18 protein-coding genes are annotated in these 19,788 nt (G+C 71.4%); 13 read left to right on the forward strand and 5 right to left on the reverse strand.

Features of this window, described 5'->3' with window-relative positions; genetic code table 11:
- Positions 1-378 precede the first annotated feature (378 nt).
- The 4 genes from Sru02f_RS26440 (at position 379) to Sru02f_RS26455 (ending at position 4,813) form a co-directional block, all read left to right on the forward strand.
- Positions 379-645: a hypothetical protein gene (locus Sru02f_RS26440; RefSeq protein ID WP_109028391.1), complete on the forward strand. Its 267-nt coding sequence runs from the start codon at positions 379-381 to the stop codon at positions 643-645.
- A gap of 364 nt (positions 646-1,009) precedes the next feature.
- On the forward strand, positions 1,010-1,696 hold the full coding sequence (locus Sru02f_RS26445; RefSeq protein WP_109028390.1) for a GAF and ANTAR domain-containing protein: 687 nt from the start codon (positions 1,010-1,012) through the stop codon (positions 1,694-1,696).
- A 349-nt stretch (positions 1,697-2,045) separates the two neighbouring features.
- Positions 2,046-4,037, forward strand: a complete 1,992-nt coding sequence (locus tag Sru02f_RS26450) for a SpoIIE family protein phosphatase (protein WP_109028389.1) — start codon at positions 2,046-2,048, stop codon at positions 4,035-4,037.
- Positions 4,038-4,165: 128 nt separating this feature from the next.
- The gene (locus tag Sru02f_RS26455; RefSeq protein ID WP_109028388.1) at positions 4,166-4,813 is read left to right on the forward strand and encodes a ScbR family autoregulator-binding transcription factor; all 648 of its coding nucleotides are present in this window, start codon (positions 4,166-4,168) and stop codon (positions 4,811-4,813) included.
- Between the two features lie 48 nt (positions 4,814-4,861).
- On the opposite strand, the gene Sru02f_RS26460 is transcribed toward Sru02f_RS26455, so the two are convergent.
- The 4 genes from Sru02f_RS26460 to Sru02f_RS26475 all read right to left on the reverse strand — a co-directional run bounded on the left by Sru02f_RS26460 (position 4,862) and on the right by Sru02f_RS26475 (position 9,363).
- Positions 4,862-5,284: a hypothetical protein gene (locus tag Sru02f_RS26460; RefSeq protein WP_109028387.1), complete on the reverse strand. Its 423-nt coding sequence runs from the start codon at positions 5,282-5,284 to the stop codon at positions 4,862-4,864.
- Positions 5,285-5,464: 180 nt separating this feature from the next.
- Positions 5,465-6,811 (reverse strand): cytochrome P450, encoded by a 1,347-nt coding sequence (locus Sru02f_RS26465; RefSeq protein WP_109028386.1) that lies wholly within the window; start codon positions 6,809-6,811, stop codon positions 5,465-5,467.
- Between the two features lie 124 nt (positions 6,812-6,935).
- Entirely contained in the window at positions 6,936-8,303 is a 1,368-nt protein-coding gene (locus tag Sru02f_RS26470) for a cytochrome P450 (RefSeq protein WP_109028385.1), read from the reverse strand.
- An 88-nt stretch (positions 8,304-8,391) separates the two neighbouring features.
- On the reverse strand, positions 8,392-9,363 hold the full coding sequence (locus Sru02f_RS26475; protein WP_109028384.1) for a LysR family transcriptional regulator: 972 nt from the start codon (positions 9,361-9,363) through the stop codon (positions 8,392-8,394).
- Positions 9,364-9,490: 127 nt separating this feature from the next.
- On the opposite strand from Sru02f_RS26475, the gene Sru02f_RS26480 reads away from it, so the two are divergent.
- Genes Sru02f_RS26480 through Sru02f_RS26505 form a run of 6 tightly spaced genes read left to right on the forward strand, consistent with a single transcriptional unit; the run spans position 9,491 to position 15,557 of the window.
- A complete protein-coding gene (locus Sru02f_RS26480; protein WP_109028383.1) occupies positions 9,491-10,492 on the forward strand; it encodes a fumarylacetoacetate hydrolase family protein in 1,002 nt (333 codons plus the stop codon).
- Positions 10,489-11,451: a cyclase family protein gene (locus Sru02f_RS26485; RefSeq protein ID WP_109028382.1), complete on the forward strand. Its 963-nt coding sequence runs from the start codon at positions 10,489-10,491 to the stop codon at positions 11,449-11,451. Before Sru02f_RS26480 ends, Sru02f_RS26485 begins: the two co-directional genes overlap by 4 nt.
- 23 nt (positions 11,452-11,474) lie before the next feature.
- Positions 11,475-12,605: an FAD-dependent oxidoreductase gene (locus Sru02f_RS26490; protein WP_109028381.1), complete on the forward strand. Its 1,131-nt coding sequence runs from the start codon at positions 11,475-11,477 to the stop codon at positions 12,603-12,605.
- On the forward strand, positions 12,602-13,600 hold the full coding sequence (locus tag Sru02f_RS26495; protein WP_167469195.1) for an amidohydrolase family protein: 999 nt from the start codon (positions 12,602-12,604) through the stop codon (positions 13,598-13,600). The genes Sru02f_RS26490 and Sru02f_RS26495 overlap by 4 nt, the downstream gene beginning before the upstream one ends.
- A gap of 5 nt (positions 13,601-13,605) precedes the next feature.
- Positions 13,606-14,538, forward strand: coding sequence for a VOC family protein (locus Sru02f_RS26500; protein WP_109028379.1), 933 nt, complete (start codon positions 13,606-13,608; stop codon positions 14,536-14,538).
- A gap of 47 nt (positions 14,539-14,585) precedes the next feature.
- A complete protein-coding gene (locus Sru02f_RS26505; RefSeq protein WP_109028378.1) occupies positions 14,586-15,557 on the forward strand; it encodes a fumarylacetoacetate hydrolase family protein in 972 nt (323 codons plus the stop codon).
- Between the two features lie 107 nt (positions 15,558-15,664).
- Here Sru02f_RS26505 and Sru02f_RS26510 read toward each other — a convergent pair whose 3' ends face one another.
- Positions 15,665-16,198, reverse strand: coding sequence for a MarR family winged helix-turn-helix transcriptional regulator (locus tag Sru02f_RS26510; RefSeq protein WP_109028377.1), 534 nt, complete (start codon positions 16,196-16,198; stop codon positions 15,665-15,667).
- 107 nt (positions 16,199-16,305) lie between these two features.
- Between Sru02f_RS26510 and Sru02f_RS26515 the strand changes: the two genes are divergently transcribed.
- The 3 genes from Sru02f_RS26515 (at position 16,306) to Sru02f_RS26525 (ending at position 19,775) form a co-directional block, all read left to right on the forward strand.
- Positions 16,306-16,812, forward strand: a complete 507-nt coding sequence (locus tag Sru02f_RS26515; RefSeq protein ID WP_244941707.1) for a nitroreductase family deazaflavin-dependent oxidoreductase — start codon at positions 16,306-16,308, stop codon at positions 16,810-16,812.
- Between the two features lie 120 nt (positions 16,813-16,932).
- The gene (locus Sru02f_RS26520; RefSeq protein ID WP_109028375.1) at positions 16,933-18,798 is read left to right on the forward strand and encodes a glycoside hydrolase family 3 protein; all 1,866 of its coding nucleotides are present in this window, start codon (positions 16,933-16,935) and stop codon (positions 18,796-18,798) included.
- A gap of 119 nt (positions 18,799-18,917) precedes the next feature.
- Positions 18,918-19,775, forward strand: a complete 858-nt coding sequence (locus Sru02f_RS26525) for a TetR/AcrR family transcriptional regulator (RefSeq protein ID WP_109028374.1) — start codon at positions 18,918-18,920, stop codon at positions 19,773-19,775.
- Positions 19,776-19,788 lie beyond the last annotated feature (13 nt).

A 19,788-nucleotide genomic window follows, 5' to 3' on the forward strand; every position in this document is an offset into this window, starting at 1 on the left:
AGACCTCCCCACGCCTCCGCCGCCGGAGGCAGGTTCGCCACGTCTGGCTTCACGTACCACTTCTCCGTCGTCTTCACGTTCGTGTGTCCGGCCCACCTGGCGAGCAGGTGATCCGGCACCCTGTCGTCGGCGAAGTACGTGAGGCAAGACGCCCGAGCATCGTACAGACGGACCCTGCGAGGGCCGTTCGCGTCCACTGTTCCGCAGGCCCGCGTGCGAAGCTGCCGACCGTTCGGCGCGGCCCGGTCCGGGAAGGCACCTCGGCCACCCCGGTTCTCGTACTGCTTGATCGGCCGAAGGCGCCTCGTCCTCGGCACCCGGAGGCCTCAGGGAAAGCTCCACAGCACCCATCGAAGCGCTGTAAGAAGGGACAGACCGATGTTGGACATGGAAGAGGCAACCAGGCTGGCCAGGCAGTTCCTGGACCAGAAGGTCAGCCACGAAGGCATGGCCTTCGCGCTCGTCGAGGGAGAGCGCGCCCAGGTGGGAACCGCCTTCTACTTCGACTGCCAGTCAGTCACCTACCTCCGCACCGGAGACCTGCGGGACATGGCCGTCGGCACCGGCTACGTCCGCGTCGACGGGCAAACCGGGGAGTGCCGCATGCTGGGAGCAACCGAGTCCGCCCAGCTCGACCTCTTCTGACCGACTGAGACACCTCGCTGCCGTGCTGGTCGGCGACTTTCCGCCTCCGCCCCTACCGTCACTCGACCTTGCCGGTGCCCGAAATGGTTCGCCTGTTCCCTTTGTTGGGCGGACAGCACGCGTCCTTGCGCGGGGACGGGCAGCCCATGGCGGATTCGATCCAGTTGGAGAACTCGCATGCCAGGTGCCAGCGATGTTCGGAGATCATGCACGGTGCGATCAGGCCGGTCCCGGTCAGGGCGACGCCTGCGGCTGGACGCGCTGATCACGAAGGCGGCAGCGCGGCCTCGGAGGCGCGAAGGCGCTGAAGTGGTGTGGGCGTTGGTGGATGCCTGGTCAGGCGCTTTCGGGGCAGGGAGTGGGCATGGACTGGCGTGACTTCGGACATCAGATGGCGGGCATGGCCCAGGACCTGCTCGCGCAGGGCTCGGTGGAGACGACGTTGGAGCGGATCACGGGTTCGGCGACCGAGTTGGTGGACGGCTGTGATGCGTCCGGCATTCTCCTGCTGGACCACGGCCGGGCGCGGTCGCTGGCACCGAGCTGTCCTCTGGTCGAAAAGCTTGATCGGCTTCAGCACCGCCTGGGCCGGGGGCCGTGTTTCGGCGCTGCCCGCCACGGCGTGGAAGAGCGGGTGTTCCGGATCCCCGATCTGACGCTGCACGAGCCGCGCTGGCCGGACTTCGTGTCTGCCGCCCAGGAGCTGGGAGTGGGCAGCATGATGGGGTTCCTGCTGTTCACCGAGGACGAGAGCTTCGGCGCCCTGAACATCTACTCCCGGCGGCCCGGCGCCTTCAGCGAGATCAGTGAGGCAGCCGGCATCATGCTGGCCTCGCACGCCGCGGTCGCCCTGTCCAGCGCCCGCACCCACGCCCAGATGCAGGAGGCGGTCGCCAGCCGCCACCGGATCGGCGAGGCCATGGGCATCCTCATGGCCGGCCGCCACCTCACCGAGCAGCAGGCGTTCGACGTGATCCGCCGCTACTCGCAGGAGACCAACACCAAACTGCGCGAGGTCGCCCGCCTGATCTGCGAACGAGGCTCGTTGTAGCGGCGTTCGGCGGCCCCTGCCCACTGACGTGAACGCAGCATCGCTCGACGCCCTGCCGCTTTGACCCGTTGGCCCCGATGGGGCTGATCCGCCAACCGGTGCTGGGGACGAATTCGATCCGGCGGGGTCGCCGCGCCGGCTCGGCCCGGCTTCCCCGATTGGCGTATGGCCGCGCGCGCGGCTGGTGTGCTCGTCATTGGATGGTACTCATGGCCGCAGAGGAGCGCAGGGCCGCAGTGACCCCGGTGCGGGGGCCGGCCGCGGAAGGGGAGGACGAGGTGACGGCACTGGTCCGGCGGACGCCTGGTCGGCCCCGAGCCCGGCGGACGCACGGCGCGGGCGGCCGGTGATGAGCTCGGGGCGAGCTCTCGACGTGCACCTCTTCGACGAGACGGTGGCGGCGATCGCGTTGTTCGCGGGCACCGAGCACCGGCTGGTCTACCAGAACGGTGCCTGTGCCAGGCTGCTCGGAGCCCGGCCGATCGGCCTGCCCGCGAGGGAGGCGTTCCCCGAACCGGATGCCGAGGAGTTCCTGACCGTGCTGGACGAGGTGGTCGCCACCGGGCGGCCGTGCCGGCTTCCCGAAGCCCGCGAGCCCGACCCCGGCGCCCCGGAACAGGCCCGGTACTTCGTGTACTCCTGTACGCCCGTCACGATGGCCGAAGGCCACGGCGCGATGGTCGTCGCGCTGGACACGACGGCCGAGACGATGGCACTCGAGCGGTACGAGGCGGTCGTGACGGCCGTCTCGCAGATGGTGTGGGTACTGCGTGCGGACGGATCCGCGAGGGAACTCGTCCCCGGCTGGCAGCAGTTGACCGGGAGCCCGTGGCACGACCGGATGGACGAGCGGTGGGGTGCGTACGTCCATCCCCGTGACCGGGCCCGCCTTCGGCGGGAGTGGCGTGCCGCCCTCGCCCAGGAGCCGCCGGGGCTGTTCGAGACCACGTTCCGGGTGCGGGCCGCCGACGGCTCGTACCGTCATGTGTCGACCCGGTGCGTGCCCATCCTGCGCAACGGCCGCGCCGAGGAGTGGATCGCCGCGACCGACGACATCGAGGACACGTGGAGCGCCACGCTGCGCGAACGCCTTCTCGCACAGATCGCACAGGTGTCCGGAGAAAGCCTGGACGAGTCCTTCGCCGTAGTGGTGCAGGCGATCGTCCCGGAGCTCGCGGACGCCTGCGTGATCATGCTCCTGGGCCACGAGGAGTGGCCCCTGCCCGAGCACGTACCGGTCACGGCCAGACGGGCCGTCTCCTCCACCCGCCACGGCCTGCCGGCTCGGCCTCCGTTGCGGGATCAGACCGTGGTCATCAGCGACACGGTGCGGGACGTGCTGGCGCGACGCGCTCCCCGCACCCTCCGTCTCGCGGCGGGCGAAGGAGTGCCGCCGGGCATCGTCCCAGCGGTCACCGAGCAGTGGCTCAGGAGCGCGGACGCCACCAGCCTGACCCTGTACCCGCTGGTGGCCGAGGACGTCATCCTCGGCTACGCCGCCACCAGCGCCAACGGGGACGCCCCCGCTCCCGGCCCCGCCGACACCGAGCTGCTGCAGAGGATCTTCCGTTCCGCGGAACGGCCCATCCGCAAGGCGCTCGACCTGCAGCGGGCGCGCCGCACCGCGCTGCGCCTCCAGCACGCTCACCTCACCAGCCCGCCGGCCGTCTCCGGCGCGAACCTGGCCGCCTGCTACGAGCCGGCCAGCTCCGCGAACGAGATCGGCGGCGACTGGTACGACGCCGTCATCCACGCCGACGGGACCCTCGTCCTCGACATCGGAGACGTCGCCGGACACGACCTCACCGCGGCCACCGCCATGGGGCAGCTGCGCAGCATGCTCAGAGGCCTCGCCTGGAACAACGGCCCGGAGTGCCTGCCCTCGACCCTTCTGAGCATGCTCGAGAACGCCGCCGAAGGGCTCGACATCGCCTCCTTCACGACCGCCATCCACGCCCGCATGCGCCGCCACCGGGACGGCGCCTGGCACATGACCTGGTCCAACGCCGGCCACCCGCCGCCCCTGCTCATTCCCGCCCAGGCCGAGCCCTACTTCCTCACCGGCACCGACGCGGACCCCCCGCTGTGCGTCGCCCCGGGCGTCCCGCGTACCAGCCACACCCACACCATCGCCCCCGGAGACACCCTCCTGCTCTACACCGACGGCCTCATCGAAACCCCCACCGCCTCCCTCGACGAGGGCCAGCACAGACTTCTGACCGCGTCGGCACACCAGCGCGGCAGTACCCTGTCCGAACTCCTCGGTTCCCTGCAGCGCAGTCTCTCCGACAACCGGGACGACATCGCGCTGATCGCCTTCAGAGCCGATCCACCAGGCTGAGAACCCGCACTCCGCCGGTCGGTGCCATGAAGGGGAATCCGATGGGCAGTTTGCCGGTGAGATATCATGTACGGGGGGTTAAAACAGGCACACGGTCTGTTGGTTTTCAGCCCGGGAGAGTCCAGCCGATGGCGAGGCAGCTACGCGCCGAACGGACCCGCGCGACGATCGTCCGTGCGGCGGCCGACCTGTTCGACCGCCACGGCTACGAGTCGACCAGTCTGAGCGAGATAGTCGCCCACGCCGGGGTCACCAAGGGCGCCCTGTACTTCCACTTCGCGGCGAAGGAAGACCTCGCGCACGCCATCATGGAGATGCAGTCCCGCACCTTTCGCCGGCTGGCGAACGACCTGGACGGGCGGGGCTACTCCTCGCTGGAGGCGCTGATGCGCCTCACGTTCGGCATGGCCCGGGTCTACGAGGAGGGGCCGGTACTGCGGGCCGGAACGCGGCTGGCCACCGCGGGCGTACCGGTACGGCCGCCCCTGCCGCACCCCTTCACCGACTGGCGGGAGATCGCCACCTCCCGGCTGCTGGACGCGGTGCGGCAGTCCGACCTGCACCAGGACATCGACGTCGACTCCGTCGCCCACACCCTCGTCTCCTCCGTCGTCGGCACCTGCGTCGTGGGCGGCACCCTCGAACCGGCGGGACGTCAGCCCCGCCGCCTGGCCGAGATGTGGTACATCCTGATCCGCGGCATGGTCCCGGTGACCCGGCGCGCCCGCTACGTCACCCTCGCGGCCCGCCTGGAACAGGAGACGGGCACGGCCTGACGGTGTGGTCCTCCGGGCCGCCTCGGCCGGGCCGGGTGCTCTGCTCGTCTACAGCTGGGCCGAGGCGAAGCCGGTCAAGAGGACGGCTGTGCCGCCGATCTCACCGATGATCAGGGCTTCGCGTACACCACGCAGGCTGGTCTTCCGGTCGCGCATCTGGTTGTCGGTCCGGCCCTCGATTCCGAGCCGCGCATAGTTCGCGATCGTCACGACGAACATGCCGACGACTGCTGCCGCGGCGGTGACGTTCACCGCGGACGGCCAGCCGGAGAACTGGACGAGCGGTGCCACGACGGCCGATGTCGCGAAGCTGTACAGCAGTGCGGAGTTGTGGGCGACGTTGACGTACCGGTGTGCCGTTCCGTCCGGGGACGACATCGACTGCTGCCACTTCCACACCCCGAGGAACAGCGCTGCCAGGAAGATCACGCCGGCAGCGAAGAGGACCCAGGCGGTTTCCTGGCGGATCATGATGTACCTCCGAGTGATGCGGGAAGCCGCCCGCCTGTCGAGGTCGGGCAGCTTCCCGCGGGTAGTGACGGTGGGTTGCCCCAGGGGCCGCACAGCGCAGTGCGCAGCCCCGTCCTTCGGTCGCGCAGGCGGGTCCGGTCCGCTAGGCGGGCAGCGGGTCGCGGAGATTCGTCGCGCGCGTCACCTCGTGAGCCAGTTCAGGAACTGGCTCCACCGGCCGGTGCCCGCGGCCTTGCGCGCGGTGCCGGACTGTTCGGCACGCTCGCCCGCGGGTGCCTGACCCGGGGCAGGCGCCCGGTCGGGGGCCGGGAGCGGGGTGAAGCGGGCCGGGAGCGCGGTGAGGCCGCGGGTGAAGGGCCCGGGGCGCCACGTCAGGCTGTCCTCGGGCACGGCGGCCGCGATGTCGGGAATCCGGTTGAGGAGGTTCTCGACGGCGGCCATGGTGATCTGGCGGGCGGGGTCCTTCGAGGGGCAGGCGTGCGGGCCCGCGCTCCAGGCCAGATGGGACCGGTTGCTGCCGGACCGCCGGGCAGCGGCCAGGCTCGGGCTGTTGTTCGCGGCGGCGAAACTCACCATGATCAGCTCCCCCGCCTCGAACTTCTGCCCGGCGAACTCCACGTCGGCGGCGGGGTAGTGGGGCGCGAGATTGGGCACCGGGGGGTTCTCCCACAGGGTGTCCTCCATCGCCTCGTCGATCAGTCCGCCCTGGCGGGCGTACTCGTCGTGGACGAGGATGCGGTGCAGGGTGTTGCCGATCAGGTTGCGCAGCGGGTCGGCGCCCGCGCCCAGGATCAGTGAGAGCTGATAGACCATCTCCTCGTCGGTCATCCTGGTCTCGTGCTGCATCAGCCACGAGGTCACGTCCTCGCCGGGGCGGCTGCGCTTGAGAGCCACCAGCTCACCGACCGCACCGAAGAGGACCTCGGCGGCCCGTTCCGCGTTGACGCCGTCGAACATGCCGGAAATGCCGAACAGGATGCGGTCGCCGATGTCGGCGGGGCAGCCGAAGAGTTCGTTGAAGACGAACAGCGGGAGCTGCTTGGCGTAGTCGGCCATCAGGTCGGCGGAGCCGCGGGAGCCGAACTGGGAGATCAGGTAGTCCGAGATCTGTTCGGTGCTGCGGGCCAGCCGGGCGGTGTCGATGCGGGCCATGGCGTCGGTGATCGCCTGGCGCAGCCGCAGGTGCTCGGCGCCGTCGCTGAACATGGCGTTGGGGCGGTAGGCGAGCAGCGGGACGACGGGGCTGTCCGCCGGGACCAGGCCGTCGTTGAAGGCCTTCCAGCGGCGCGCGTCCTTTCGGAAGGTGCCGTTGTCCTGGAGCAGGCGCAGTGCCGTGGCGTAGTCGGTGACGAGGGAGGCGTCGACACCCGGGGCGAGTTCGACGGGTGCGGAGGGGCCGTATGACCGTGCGTAGTCGTAGTAGGCGTGCGGGTCGGCCGCGAAGTCCGGTCCGTACAGCGGTATCCGCGCGTCGGCGTGGGCGGGGCATCCGGGCGGGGGCACCGCGTCGTGGGTGGTGGCGTCCATGACTGCTGTTCTTACTCCTGGGGCACGGTCCCGGAGGACCGGGGGGTGGGATACGGGGCAACGACGTTGCTTCGAAGGCAGGTTACGTCGTGCGGCCGACCGTGCGGAGCACACGGGGGGGTGGTCACTTCCGCAGCCAGGCCAGGAACTGGGACCACTTCCCGGGGCCGCCCGCCCCGTGCCGATCCGCCCCGTGCCGATCCGCGCTGTGCCGATCCGCGCTGTGCTCAACCCGTGCCGTCGTGCGCTGTGGAGGGAGCGGCACAGTGGGCCCCTCCATGGCCTGGACGGCGCCGAAGCGGACGGGAAGCGCGTTCAGGGCGCGGTGGAACGGGCCGGGCCGCCAGGTCAGCAGGGGCTCCGGCACGGCGAGTTCGACGTCCGGCAGCCGGCCGAGCAGGTTCTCGACGGCGGTGACGGTGATGCCTGTCGCGGGCCGCTGCGACGGGCAGGCGTGCGGGCCGGCGCTCCAGGCGAGCGAGGCCCGGTTGCCCGTGTGGTGGCCCTCCGTCCGTGCCATGCCGGCGTTGGCGGCCGCGAAGCCGACCAGCATCAGCTCGCCCGCCCTCACCTCCCGGCCTGCGAACCTCCGGTCCTCCGCCGGATAGTGCGCGGCGAAGTTCGCGATGGGCGGGTTCTTCCACAGCGTGTCGTTGACGGCATCGCGAACATCCTGGTAGGCACCCCGATCCCGGGTCAGGATGCGGTGCAGGGTGTTGCCGATCAGGTTCCGCAGAGGTTCCGCGCCCGCCCCGAGGAGCAGGGACAGCTGATGGACCATCTCGTCGTCGGTCAGGCCGGCCTCGTGCTCCATCAGCCATGAGGTGACGTCGTCGCCGGGCTGCTCCCGCTTGAGGGCGACGAGTTCACCGACCGCCGCGTACAGCAGCCGGGCCGACTCCGCGGCGTCGACTCCGTCGAACATGCCGGCGATGCCGACCAGCACCCGGTCGCCGATGTCGGCGGGGCAGCCGAAGAGTTCGTTGAAGACGAACAGCGGGAGCTGCCTGGCGTAGTCGGCCATCAGGTCGGCGGAGCCGCGGTTGCCGACCTGGGCTATCAGGTACGCGGAGACCTGCTCGGTGATCCGGGTCAGTCGGCGGGAGTCGATGCGGGCCATACTGTCGGTCACCGCTCGCCGTAACCGCTCGTGCTCGGCACCGTCGGCGAACATGCAGTTCGGCCGGTACGCGAGCAGCGGCACGACCGGACTGTCCGCGGGGACCCTGCCGCTGTGGAGGTCCCGCCACCGGCGGGCGTCCTTGCGGAACGCGGGCTCGCGCACCAGATTCAGCGCCGCCGTGTAGTCCGTGACCAGCGTGGCCTCCACACCGGGCGCGAGCTCCACCGGTGCGGTCGGCCCGAAGCTGCGAAGGTGGTCGTAGTACGCCTGCGGATCGGCCGCGAAGTCCGGACCGTACAGCGGCACCCTGGCACCGGAGTCGTGAGCGGGGCACCCCGGTGGGGGCACGGGCGCGGAATGGACATCCATGTCGTCGTTGCTCCTTCTGGCGCGGGTCCAACAGCCACAGGCGTAGTAGCACGAGGCGCGGTTGACTGACGGGATCTCAACCGTAGTCTCAACTCTCCCGGTTCTCACGGTTGTTCGGCCCAGCAGGGAAGGGAGGACGGTGGTGGCGGGGGCGCTCCTCGGTCATCCGCCCGCCGACCCGGGCGGCGGTCTCGCGCAGCCAGATGTGGGCCGCGTCGTGGGTGTGCACCGGGTGCCACCACAACGCCTCGCTCAGCGGCACCGCCTCGTAGGGCGGCTCCACCACGCGTACGGCGGCGAGCGGGGCGAGGAGCCGGGCGAGGCGGGCCTGGATGAGGGCGATGCGCCGGGTTCCACTGACGAGCAACGGGATGATCTGGAAGCTGTCGACGGAGACCTCGACCCGGGGCTCGATGCCCAGCATGCCGAGCTGGCGGACGGCCGGGGCGTCGTAGGTGCGCTGGTAGGTGACCCAGGGCAGCCGGGCCAGGTCTTCCCGGGTCAGCCGGTCGCCGACGCTCGGGTGGTCGTCGGCGACGAGGAAGACCCAACGGTCCTGGTAGAGGTCGGTGGCGGGGAAGCCGCTGATGACGCCGTGCGGCATGAACAGGCCGTCGGTGGTGCTCAGCAGGGCGTCCGTGGCGTCCACCACGGTGGTCGGCGTCTGGGCGAAGCGCAGCCGGATGCCCGGAGCCTCCTGGTGCACCACCCGGGCGAGTTCGGCGCCGAAGACGGCGACCGCGTAGTCGGACGCCACGAGCTTGAACTCCCGGCTCTCCCGGGCCGGGTCGAAGTCCGCCTGGCTGGCGAACAGCCGTTCCAGCAGGTCGTAGGCGGTGGACACGCGGTCGAGGAGGACCTGTCCGAGGGCGGTGAGTTCGTAGTGGCCGCCGACCCGGGCCAGCAGGTCGTCGTCGAAGTGCCGGCGCAGGCGGGAGAGCGCCGCGCTCATCGCCGGCTGGCTGAGGCCGACGCGCTGCCCGGCACGGGTCACGTTGCGCTCCTCCAGCAGGGCGCGCAGGGCGACGACGAGGTTGAGGTCCAGGCGACCGAGATTCACGGCGATCTTCCTTGCTGTCCGGCGACGACCTGCGAGAATTCGCCGCATGGATGGCTGTCATCCACAGAATCGATTTCCCTGATCGCGAGTGGCGGGTCCAGATTAGTGCCACCGCAATCAGGAGGACATGTCCGTGAAACCTGAAGCCGCGTCCGCCCTCTTCGCCGGACCCTTCGCCCTGGCCACCCTTTCCGCTCCCGAGGGCCCCGCCTTCCCCGCCCTCGTCACTCCCGACGCCCGGGTGACCGACCTGCGGTCCGCCTTCGAGGACGCCGGCCTCAGCATGCGCGGGCTCCTCGACGACTGGGACGCGGTTGCGCCGCGGCTGGCCGCACTGGCCGGCGACGACGCCGCCGCGCGCAGGCCACTGGCGGAGTTCCGCGTGCACGCGCCGGTCGAGCCGCGCCAGGTCTTCCAGTCGGGGGCCAACTACCGGCAGCACGTCATCGACCTGCACGTCGCGCACCGGGCCCCGGACGACGACCGGCCGGAGGAGGAGCGGCGCGCGGAGGCCGCCGGGATCATGGACCGGCGGGCCGCCGAGGGCCTGCCGTACGTGTTCATCGGCCTGCCGAGCGCGGTCACCGGCCCCTACGACGACGTCGTACTCCCGGCCTGGGCCGAGAAGCCCGACTGGGAGCTGGAGCTGGCGGCGGTGATTGGCCGCCCGGCCCACCGGGTGTCCGTCGGCGAAGCCCTGGACCACGTCGCGGGTTACACGATCGCCAACGACCTGACCGACCGGGCCACGGTCTTCCGCCGGGACATGCCGCAGATCGGCACCGACTGGCTGCGCAGCAAGAACGCCCCCGGGTTCACCCCGCTCGGACCCTGGATCGTGCCCGCCGCCTCGATCGCGGACCCGGGCGACCTGCGCCTCACCCTGAGGCTCAACGGCGAGACCATGCAGGACGAGTCCACCAAGGACATGATCTTCGACATCGCCCGGATGGTCTCCTACGTCTCGCAGACCGCCCGGCTGCTCCCCGGCGACCTGGTGCTCACCGGCTCCCCCGCCGGCAACGGCATGCACTGGGGCCGGCTGCTGCGTGACGGCGACGTCATGGACGCCTCGATCACCGGGCTCGGTGCCCAGCGCACCCGCTGTGTGGCGGAGGTGACTCGATGACGCCGGACCGCACCGACCCCGAGGGGGCCATAGCGCGCGCCGCGAAGGCGTACTCCAACTGGGGCCGCTGGGGCGAGGACGACGTGCTCGGCACGCTGAACTTCCTCGACGGGGCCAAGCGACGCGAGGGCGCCGCACTGGTCCGGCGGGGTGTCAGCTTCTCCCTCTCCCAGCGCTTCGACATGAACGGCCCGCAGAAGGGCTGGCGCCGCCGCACCAACCCGGTGCACACCATGCTGGACACCGGCACCGACGCCGCCCTCGGCAACCAGGGCTTCCCGCACGGCATCGGCGGCGCCGACGACGTGATCGCCATGCCGTTGCAGTGCTCCACGCAGTGGGACGGGCTCGGCCACATCTTCGACCACGGCAAGGCGTGGAACGGACGCCCCGCCGAACAGGTCGTCACCTCCGAGGGCGATCTCGTCACCGGCATCGAGCACATGGCCCCGCACGTCGCCGGACGCGGGGTGCTCCTGGACGTCGGCCGGGTCGCCGGCGAGGACGGTGAGCTGCCGGACGGCTTCGCGATCACCGAGGAGCACCTGGCCGCGACCGCCGGGGCGCACGGCGTCCGGGTGGGCCGCGGCGACATCGTCCTCGTCCGCACCGGCCGGCTCGCCCGGGCGCGCCGCGAGGGCTGGGGCGACTACGCGGGCGGGCCCGCACCCGGCCTGTCGTTCACCACGGCCGGCTGGCTGCACCGCACCGAGGTCGCCGCGATCGCCACCGACACCTGGGGCTTCGAGGTCCGCCCGAACGAGTTCGAGCACGCCTTCCAGCCGCTGCACCAGGTCGCCATCCCGCACATCGGCCTGCTGATCGGCGAGATGTGGGACCTGGACGCCCTCGCCGAGGACTGCGCGGAAGACGGCGAGTACGGCTTCTGGCTCACCGCCGCGCCCCTGCCCATCACCGGCGCGGTCGGCTCACCCGTCAACCCGATCGCGGTCAAGTAGACCGACGAAAAAGGGAGTTCTTCATGACCCAGCCCCGCACGGTCCTCGTCGTCGGTGGCGGCGCGGCCGGCAACGCCGTGACGATCCTGCTGCGCCGCGCCGGTCTCACCGTGGACCTGGTCGAGGCCAAGGACGACTGGAACGCCACCGCCGGCTCCGGCATCACACTCCAGGGCAACGCCCTGCGCGTGCTGCGCGAACTCGGCGTCTGGGAGCAGGTGGAGGCGTCCGGATTCGGTTTCGGCTCGGTCGGCATCACCGCCCCCGACGGCACCGTCCTGCACGTCCAGGACGACCTGCGCACCGGCGGCGACGACCTGCCCGCCACCGTCGGCATGCAGCGGCCGCGGCTCCAGCAGATCCTCATCGACGCCGTGCGCGCCAGTGGCGCCACCGTCCGCCTCGGCACCACCGCCGAGATCCTGGACCAGGACACCGACGGTGTCACCGTACGCCTCAGCGACGGCACCGAGCGCCGCTACGACCTGGTGATCGCCGCCGACGGCCTCGGCTCCGCCACCCGGGCCGCGATCGGCATCACCGACAAGCCCGAGCCGACCGGCATGGCCATCTGGCGCATCGCCGCCCCGCGCCCCGCCGGCCTGACCCGCACCGACCTCGCCTACGGCGGCCCCGCCCACATCGCCGGGTACTGCCCCACCAGCGGGACGACGCTCTACGCGTACGTCGTCGAGGCCAACCGGGACCGCGCCTCCATACCGCCCGGGTCGTACGCCGAGGAGATGCGCCGCCTCACCCGCCACTACGGCGGACACTGGCCGGAGATCACCGAGCACATCACCGACCCGGCAAAGGTCAACTACACCTGGTTCGACCGGATGCTCGTCGAAGGCTCCTGGCACCGCGGCCGCGTCGTGCTGATCGGCGACGCCGCGCACTGCTGCCCGCCCACTCTCGCGCAGGGCGCCGCGATGTCCCTGGAGGACGCCTGGGTGCTGGCACAGCTCCTGACCGGCGGCGACGCCTGGGACGACGCGCTGTTCCAGGTCTACTACGAGCGGCGGATCGCCCGCGTCCGGCCAGTGGTCGAGGCATCGGTGCAGATCGGGCAGTGGCAGCTGGACGGTGTACGGGACGCCGACGTACCCGGCCTGATGGGCCGCACCATGAAGATGCTCCGGGAGCTGCCGTGACCGCTCCCACCGTCGACGTCCACGCCCATGTCCTGCTGCCCGAGGTCGACGCACTCGTCGACGGCCTGCCCGGCCACGTCGAGGCACGCGCCCTGGACGCCCGCCGCAACGGCCCCGAGGCCCTCGCCGTGAGCGGACCGATGGTCCGCGACCGGATCCCACTGCTCACCGACGTCACCGCCCGGCTGGCGGCGATGGACGCCCGGGGTGTGGATCTGCAACTGGTCAGCCCCTCACCGTCGCACTACCACTACTGGACGGACGAGCAGACCGCGGAGAAGGTGTACCGGCTCGCCAACGAGGCGACCGCGGTGCACTGTTCGGCCGCCCCGGACCGGCTGCGCGGATTGGGCCTCGTGCCGCTCCAGCACCCCGAGCTGGCGGTGCGGGCCCTCGACCACGCCCTGGAGCAGGGGCTGCTGGGCGTGGAGATCTCCAGCCATGCCCCCGGCCGGGAGCTGTCCGACCCGGACTACGCCCCCCTGTGGGCGCGGGCCGAGGAGACCGGGGCCGTCCTGTTCCTGCACCCCTTCGGGTGCACGCTCGACGAGCGCCTGGACCGCTGGTACCTGTCCAACACGGTCGGACAGCCCACCGAGAACGCCGTCGCGCTGTCCCACCTGATCTTCTCCGGTGTCCTGGACCGGTACCCCGGGCTGAAGATCGTCGCGGCGCACGGCGGCGGCTACCTGCCCACCCACATCGGCCGCTCCGACCACGCCTGGTCGGCCCGCTCCGACGCGGGCGCCGGCTGCGCGCACCCGCCCAGCGGCTACCTGAAGCGGCTGTACTTCGACTCCCTGGTCCACGACCCGCACGTGCTGCGGGAGTTGATCCGGGCGGTCGGCGCGGACCGGGTGCTGCTCGGCTCCGACTTCCCCTTCGACATGGGCACCGAGGACCCGGTCGGCGCCCTGCGCGCCGCCCGCCTCACCGACTCCGACTTCCACGCCGTACGAGGCGGCAACGCCGCCGCCCTCCTCCGGAAGGACTGACCGCCATGCGTCTGCTCACCCACCTGCGGCACGTCGACCTCGCCGTGCCGGACTACGACAAGCAGCTCGACTTCTACTCCGGAGTCTGGGGCCTGACCAAGGTCGCCGAGGACTCCGGCATCTCCTTCCTGGCCGCCGAGGGCTCCCCCGAGCAGTACGTCGTACGGCTGCGCAAGGCCGAGGAGAAGCGCCTCGACCTCGTCTCCTACGGCGCCGCGAGCGCGGCGGACGTCGACACCCTCGCCGAGCGGCTGCTCGCGGGCGGCGTCCAGTTGATCTCCCGGCCGGGCACGGTGGACACGCCCGGCGGCGGCTACGGCTTCCGCTTCTTCGACGTCGACGGCCGCACCATCGAGGTCTCCGCCGACGTCGAGGTCAGGCGGCACCGCAAGATCGAGGAGAAGGAGTCCATTCCGGTCAAGCTCTCCCACGTCGTCCTCAACTCCCCCGACCTGAACCGCACCCGCGAGTGGTACGAGCGCCACCTCGGCTTCGCCCTCTCCGACACGCTCAGCTCGCCGCACATGGGCGAGGTCATGCACTTCTTGCGGATCAGCAACCAGCACCACTCGATGGCCCTCGCGAAGGGTCCGCACACCGCCCTGCACCACGTCTCCTTCGAGATGCGCGGCCTCGACGAGTACATGCGCGGCTCGGGCCGGGTCATGCGGGCGGGCTTCCGGAAGATCTGGGGCCCCGGGCGGCACATGGCCGGGGACAACACGTTCACGTACTTCCTCGACCCGCACGGCAACACCGTCGAGTACACCACCGAGCTGGAGAACCTGGACGAGGACACCTGGCACCCGCACGTCTACGACTTCTCCAAGCCCGAGGTCACCGACCAGTGGGGCACCGCCAACCCCATGAACGAACTGGTCGCCAAGGAGTCGTTCAACGACCCCGACCGCGGTGTGTTCGTCGCCCCGCCGGTCTGAGCCGCGTCCACCTCGACCGACCACCACCGCACAACAGGAGTCGGACCATGCGTTTCGCCGCCTACGAACACCGCCAGCGTCACCGCGTGGCCGTCGTGGAGGACGACGGCTCCCTCCGCCCGCTGCCCGGCGTCGCCTCACTCACCGACCTGCTCGCGCGGGCCGACGGACTGCCCGGCCTGCTCGCCGCCGGCCGGGCCGCCCTCCACGCCCCGCCCGGTCCGCACGTGTCCCAGGTGCGGCTGCTGCCCCCGCTGCGGCCCGCGTCGGTACGGGACTTCGTCACGTTCGAGGAGCACGTCGAGGGCGTACGCCGCTCGGTCGACGGCGTAGCCGGTGTCCCCGAGCAGTGGTACGCGGCGCCGACCTTCTACTTCACCAACCCGCACGCGACCTACGGCCACCGGGACGACATCCCGGTGCCGCCCGGTTCGGCCGTGCTGGACTTCGAGTTGGAGGTCGGCGCGGTGATCGGCCGGGAGGGCCGCGACCTCACCCCCGAGCAGGCCCGCGACCACATCGTCGGCTACACCGTGTTCAACGACTGGTCCGCACGCGACCTCCAGGGCGCGGAGATGAAGGTGGGCCTCGGTCCCTGCAAGGGCAAGGACACCGCCACCGCCCTCGGCCCGTACCTCGTCACCGCCGACGAGCTGGAGCCGTACCGGGACGCCGACGGGTTCCTGCGCCTGGCCCTGACCGCCGAGGTGAACGGTGAAAGGGTCGGCGAGGACCTGCTGTCCAACATGAGCTGGACCTTCGAGGAGATGACCGCCTACGCCTCCCGCGGCACCCGCGTCGTCCCGGGCGACGTCCTCGGCTCGGGCACCTGCGGCAACGGCGGCTGCCTGGCCGAACTGTGGGGCCGACGCGGCGAACAGACACCGCCGCCGCTGAAGCCCGGCGACACCGTCTCCCTCACGGTGGAGGGCATCGGCACCCTCACGAACACCGTCGTCCCCGGGCTGGACCCCGTCCCCCTGCCGACCGGCCGGCGCCGGTCCCGGGAGCGGCCGTGAGCGCCTGACCGCGCCCGGCGGGGAGGGCGCCGGACGTGCTCCGCACGATGATCTCGTAGTAGCCGCCCGGATCCACAGTTCCGGCTCGGGACTCAACCGTGACCGACTCATCCGTCGCGGGTCGCCGGGTGGTCCACCGCCCACCCCAGCGGATGGGTCTCGGCGACACCCGCAGTGGGGGCCAGGGGTTCGGCTCCGGCCCGGTTGAAGGCGGCGAGTGCCTCGACGAGCGCCAACCGCTGCGCGGGGGTGAGCATCTCGACGATGCCGGCGATCTCGGAACGCCGGCGGGCCGTGACGTGCTCGACCGTCCGGCGCCCCTCCTCCGTGAGCTCCAGCAGCGTCTCGCGGCGGCTGTGGGGGTTGGGCTGCCGGGCGGCGAGGCCCGCCGCGATCAGCCGATCGACCATCCGCATCGCCGTGGACGGTGCGACCTGAAGCTGCTCGGCGAGCGTGACCAGCTTGGTCGCCCCTCTCGTGAGCACCACCAGCATGCGGAACTGCGGCAGCGTCACCCGCTCCTCGACCGCCGCGAGGGAACGTGCGGACACCGCGACCAGCAACCGCGAGGCGGTCAGCACCTCCCGGGTGACGGCGTCCACGTCGTCCGTGGCCCCCACGGGGCTGTCGTGCTCGGTCATGGCTCTTTTCTACCGTGTCCGCCGTCCGGCCGTACCCACACCATTGGCCACATCTTTAGACTGTGCAAAACTTCAGGCACTCAAGAGATGTCTACCCGGAGGTGACCGTGCCGGACGAGAACACGGGTTCCCTTCGGCCTTCCCCGCCCACGCGATGGCGGCGCAGAATCGCCAGGGCGCCCCTCCTCCTGTTCCGGGCCGGTCTCGGCCCCCTCATGGGCGGGCGCCTGCTGCTGCTCCACCACACCGGACGGGTCTCCGGGCAGGACCGCCGCGTCGTCCTCGAAGTGGTGGCCTACGATCCTGACTCCCGCGCCTGGACCGTCGCGTCCGGATTCGGCGCGGGCGCCGACTGGTACCGCAACCTCGGCGCCCACCCGAAGACGGTCCTCCAGTTCGGCAACCGGCACCACGCCGTCACCGCCCGCTTCCTCTCCGCGGAGGACGGCGCGGAGATCATGGCGGATTACGGCGCGCGCCGCCCCCGCACGGCACGCCGGCTGTGCGCGTTCATGGGCCTGCCCTCCGACGGCAGCGCCTCGGCCTTGCGCCGGGCCGGGCGGGCGATCCCCTTCGTACGCCTGGAGTCGGATCCGCCCCGGCCGTTTGTCTAGACCTATTTTGTCTAGACCTCTTGTCCTGCCCAGATCGGCGGGCTACGTTTCCCGCTGTTCGGAGTTCTCCACGTTTCCTTCAATTCCCCTGATGGGCAAGGCTGGAAGGAGCATGTCCGCATGCAGGACCGGAGACTGTCCAGACGAACCGTCATCGCCTCCGCCACCGTCGTCGCCGCGAGCGCGACGGGCGTCGTAGGTGCCGCGGCCACCCCCGCGGCCGCGCACGGGCGCGACACGCGCGACCGGCGCGACCGGCGCGACCGGCGCCTCAAGAAGATCATCTCCCGGATGAGCATCGAGGCGAAGATCGGCCAGCTGTTCGTCCCGTACTTCTACGGAACGTCCGCGACTTCCCCCAGCCAGTTCGACCAGGACCGCAACCTCGGGGAACTCGGCGTCCGCACCGTGGCCGAGCTCATCGCCAAGTACCACATCGGCGGGGTCATCTACTTCTCCGGCTGGGCGAACAACATCCAGGACCCCCACCAGATCGCGGACCTGTCGAACGGTGTGCAGCGGGCCTCGCTCGCCCTGCCCACGCCCATTCCGTCCCTGATCTCCATCGACCAGGAGCACGGGGCCAACGTCCGCATCGGCAGCGGCGCCACCCAGTTGCCGGGGGCGATGGCGCTCGGCGCGGGCCGCTCGCTCTCCGACGCGCGCACCGCCGGGCGGATCTCGGGCACCGAACTCGCCGCCCTGGGCATCCATCAGAACTTCGCCCCGGTCGCCGACGTCAACGTCAATCCGGCCAACCCCATCATCAACGTCCGCTCCTTCGGCGCCGACGCCCGCGAGGTCGGCCGCATGGTGGCGGCCCAGGTGACGGGGTACCAGCAGGTCGGCGTCGTGGCCTGCGCCAAGCACTTCCCGGGCCACGGGGACACCGGCCAGGACAGCCACACCGGTCTGCCGGTGATCACCCACACCCGCGAGGAGTGGGAGCGCGTCGACGCCCCGCCCTTCAGGGCCGCGATCGCCGCCGGTGTCGACTCGATCATGACCGCGCACCTCCAGGTCCCCGCGCTCGACCCCAGCAACGACCCGGCCACCCTGTCGCCCGCGATCCTCCAGGGCGTGCTGCGCGACGAACTCGGCTTCGACGGCGTGATCGTCACCGACGCCCTCAACATGCAAGGCGTCCGCACCAAGTACGGCGACGACCGCGTACCCGTCCTCGCTCTCAGGGCCGGTGCGGACCAACTGCTGTTCCCACCGGACATCGACGTCGCCTACCACGGGGTCCTGGCCGCCGTCCGCGCCGGTGAGATCACCGAGGAGCGACTCGACGAGTCGGTCCTGCGCATCCTGCGCGTCAAGGACAAGGCCGGACTGTTCGACAAGAGCCCCTACGCCTCCCGGCAGGAGGTCGACCGGGTCGTCGGCGCCCGCGGGCACCGGCTCGCCGCCGCGCGGATCGCCGAACGCACCACCACCCTGCTGGTCAACGAGGACGAGGCGCTCCCGCTGAGCCGTCGGCAGCGGAGGCTGCTCGTGGTCGGCGCCAGCCCGGCCTTCCCGACCGACGACACCCGCACCACGGTGCCCGAGCTGGCCGCGGCCTTCGACGAACTGGGCTACCGCACCTCCCACCTCGCCACCGGCCGGACGCCCGACGCGGCGAAGATCGACGAGGCGGTGGCCGCGGCACGGGGACGGGACGCGGTGGTGGTCACCACCGACAACGTCAACGCCACCAGCGCCCAGCGCACCCTGGTGTCCCGGCTGCTCGCGACGGGAGTGCCGGTCGTCCACCTCGCGGTCCGCAACCCCTACGACATCGCCCACCTCGGCGACGTCCGGGCCTCGCTGGCCTCCTACTGCTGGACCGAGGTCGAACTGCGCGCCGCGGCCCGGGTGATCGCCGGCCGGGTCGAGCCGCGCGGCAAGCTGCCCGTGCCCGTCCAGCGGGCCGACGACCCGGCCGAGGTTCTCTTCCACGCCGGGCACGGCCTGTCGTACGACGACCACCGAGGGCGCTGACGGCCACCGCCCGCACCTCTGACTGACATGACAGTCAGGATCTCAACGGGCCACTGTTCCAGCAGTTTCTCCCTCGGGCATATTGAGTTTTCCGCAACACGTGTCTAAGGTCGTGGCCCGTGGAAACCGACGACGTCCCCGGCGGCGCACCGAACGCCGACACCGCCGCCCGCGTCCGCGAGGTCATCGCGGCCGCGGGCGTCAGTCAGCGCGAGTTCGCGCGCCGCGTCGTCATGGATCCGTCCAAGCTGTCGCGTTCGCTCAGCGGCACCCGCCGCTTCACGGTCGCGGAGCTGGCACGGATCGCCGACGAGGGGCGGATCGACGCGGGCCGGCTGCTCGGCACCCGGTCCCGCGAGAAGCCCACGCCACCGGCGACCCATGTCGAGGGCGGGCGGCCGCTGCAGATCGTCCGCGAGACGGTCCGGCTGATCGCGGAGCACGGATTCCACGCGGTGCGGGTCGCCGACATCGCCCGCGCCTGCGCCACCAGCAGTGCCGCGATCCACTACCACTTCCCGGGGCGCGCCGAGCTCCTGGAGGCGGCCGTGCGCTGGTGCATGGACGAGGACACCGCGCGCCGTGCCGCCCGTCTCGCCGAGGCGGACGACGCGGCGGCGGAGCTGTCCCAGCTCATCGCGTTGCAGACGCCGCGTACCGCGCAGCAGCGCCGCCAGTGGGCGGTGTGGCTCGACCTGTGGGCCGAGGCCGCTCGCTCCACGACGGTGGGCCGTCTGCACTCCGAGTACTACCGGCAGTGGCGCGAGACCGTCGCCGACGTCGTACGCCGAGGTGTCGGACAGGGCGTCTTCCGCGCCGGGCTCGATGCGCAGGCGGCGGCACTGACGCTGACCGCTCTGATCGACGGCCTGGCGACGCACGTCCTGTCGGTGGACGGGCCGGCCTCCGCCGGTGCCGCGGACGCGATGCACACGGCGCTGACCACCCACGTCAACGACACGATCCTGGCTCCGTAGCGCCCAAGCCGCG

The organism is Streptomyces rubrogriseus (assembly GCF_027947575.1).
Classification (GTDB): Bacteria; Actinomycetota; Actinomycetes; order Streptomycetales; family Streptomycetaceae; genus Streptomyces; species Streptomyces rubrogriseus.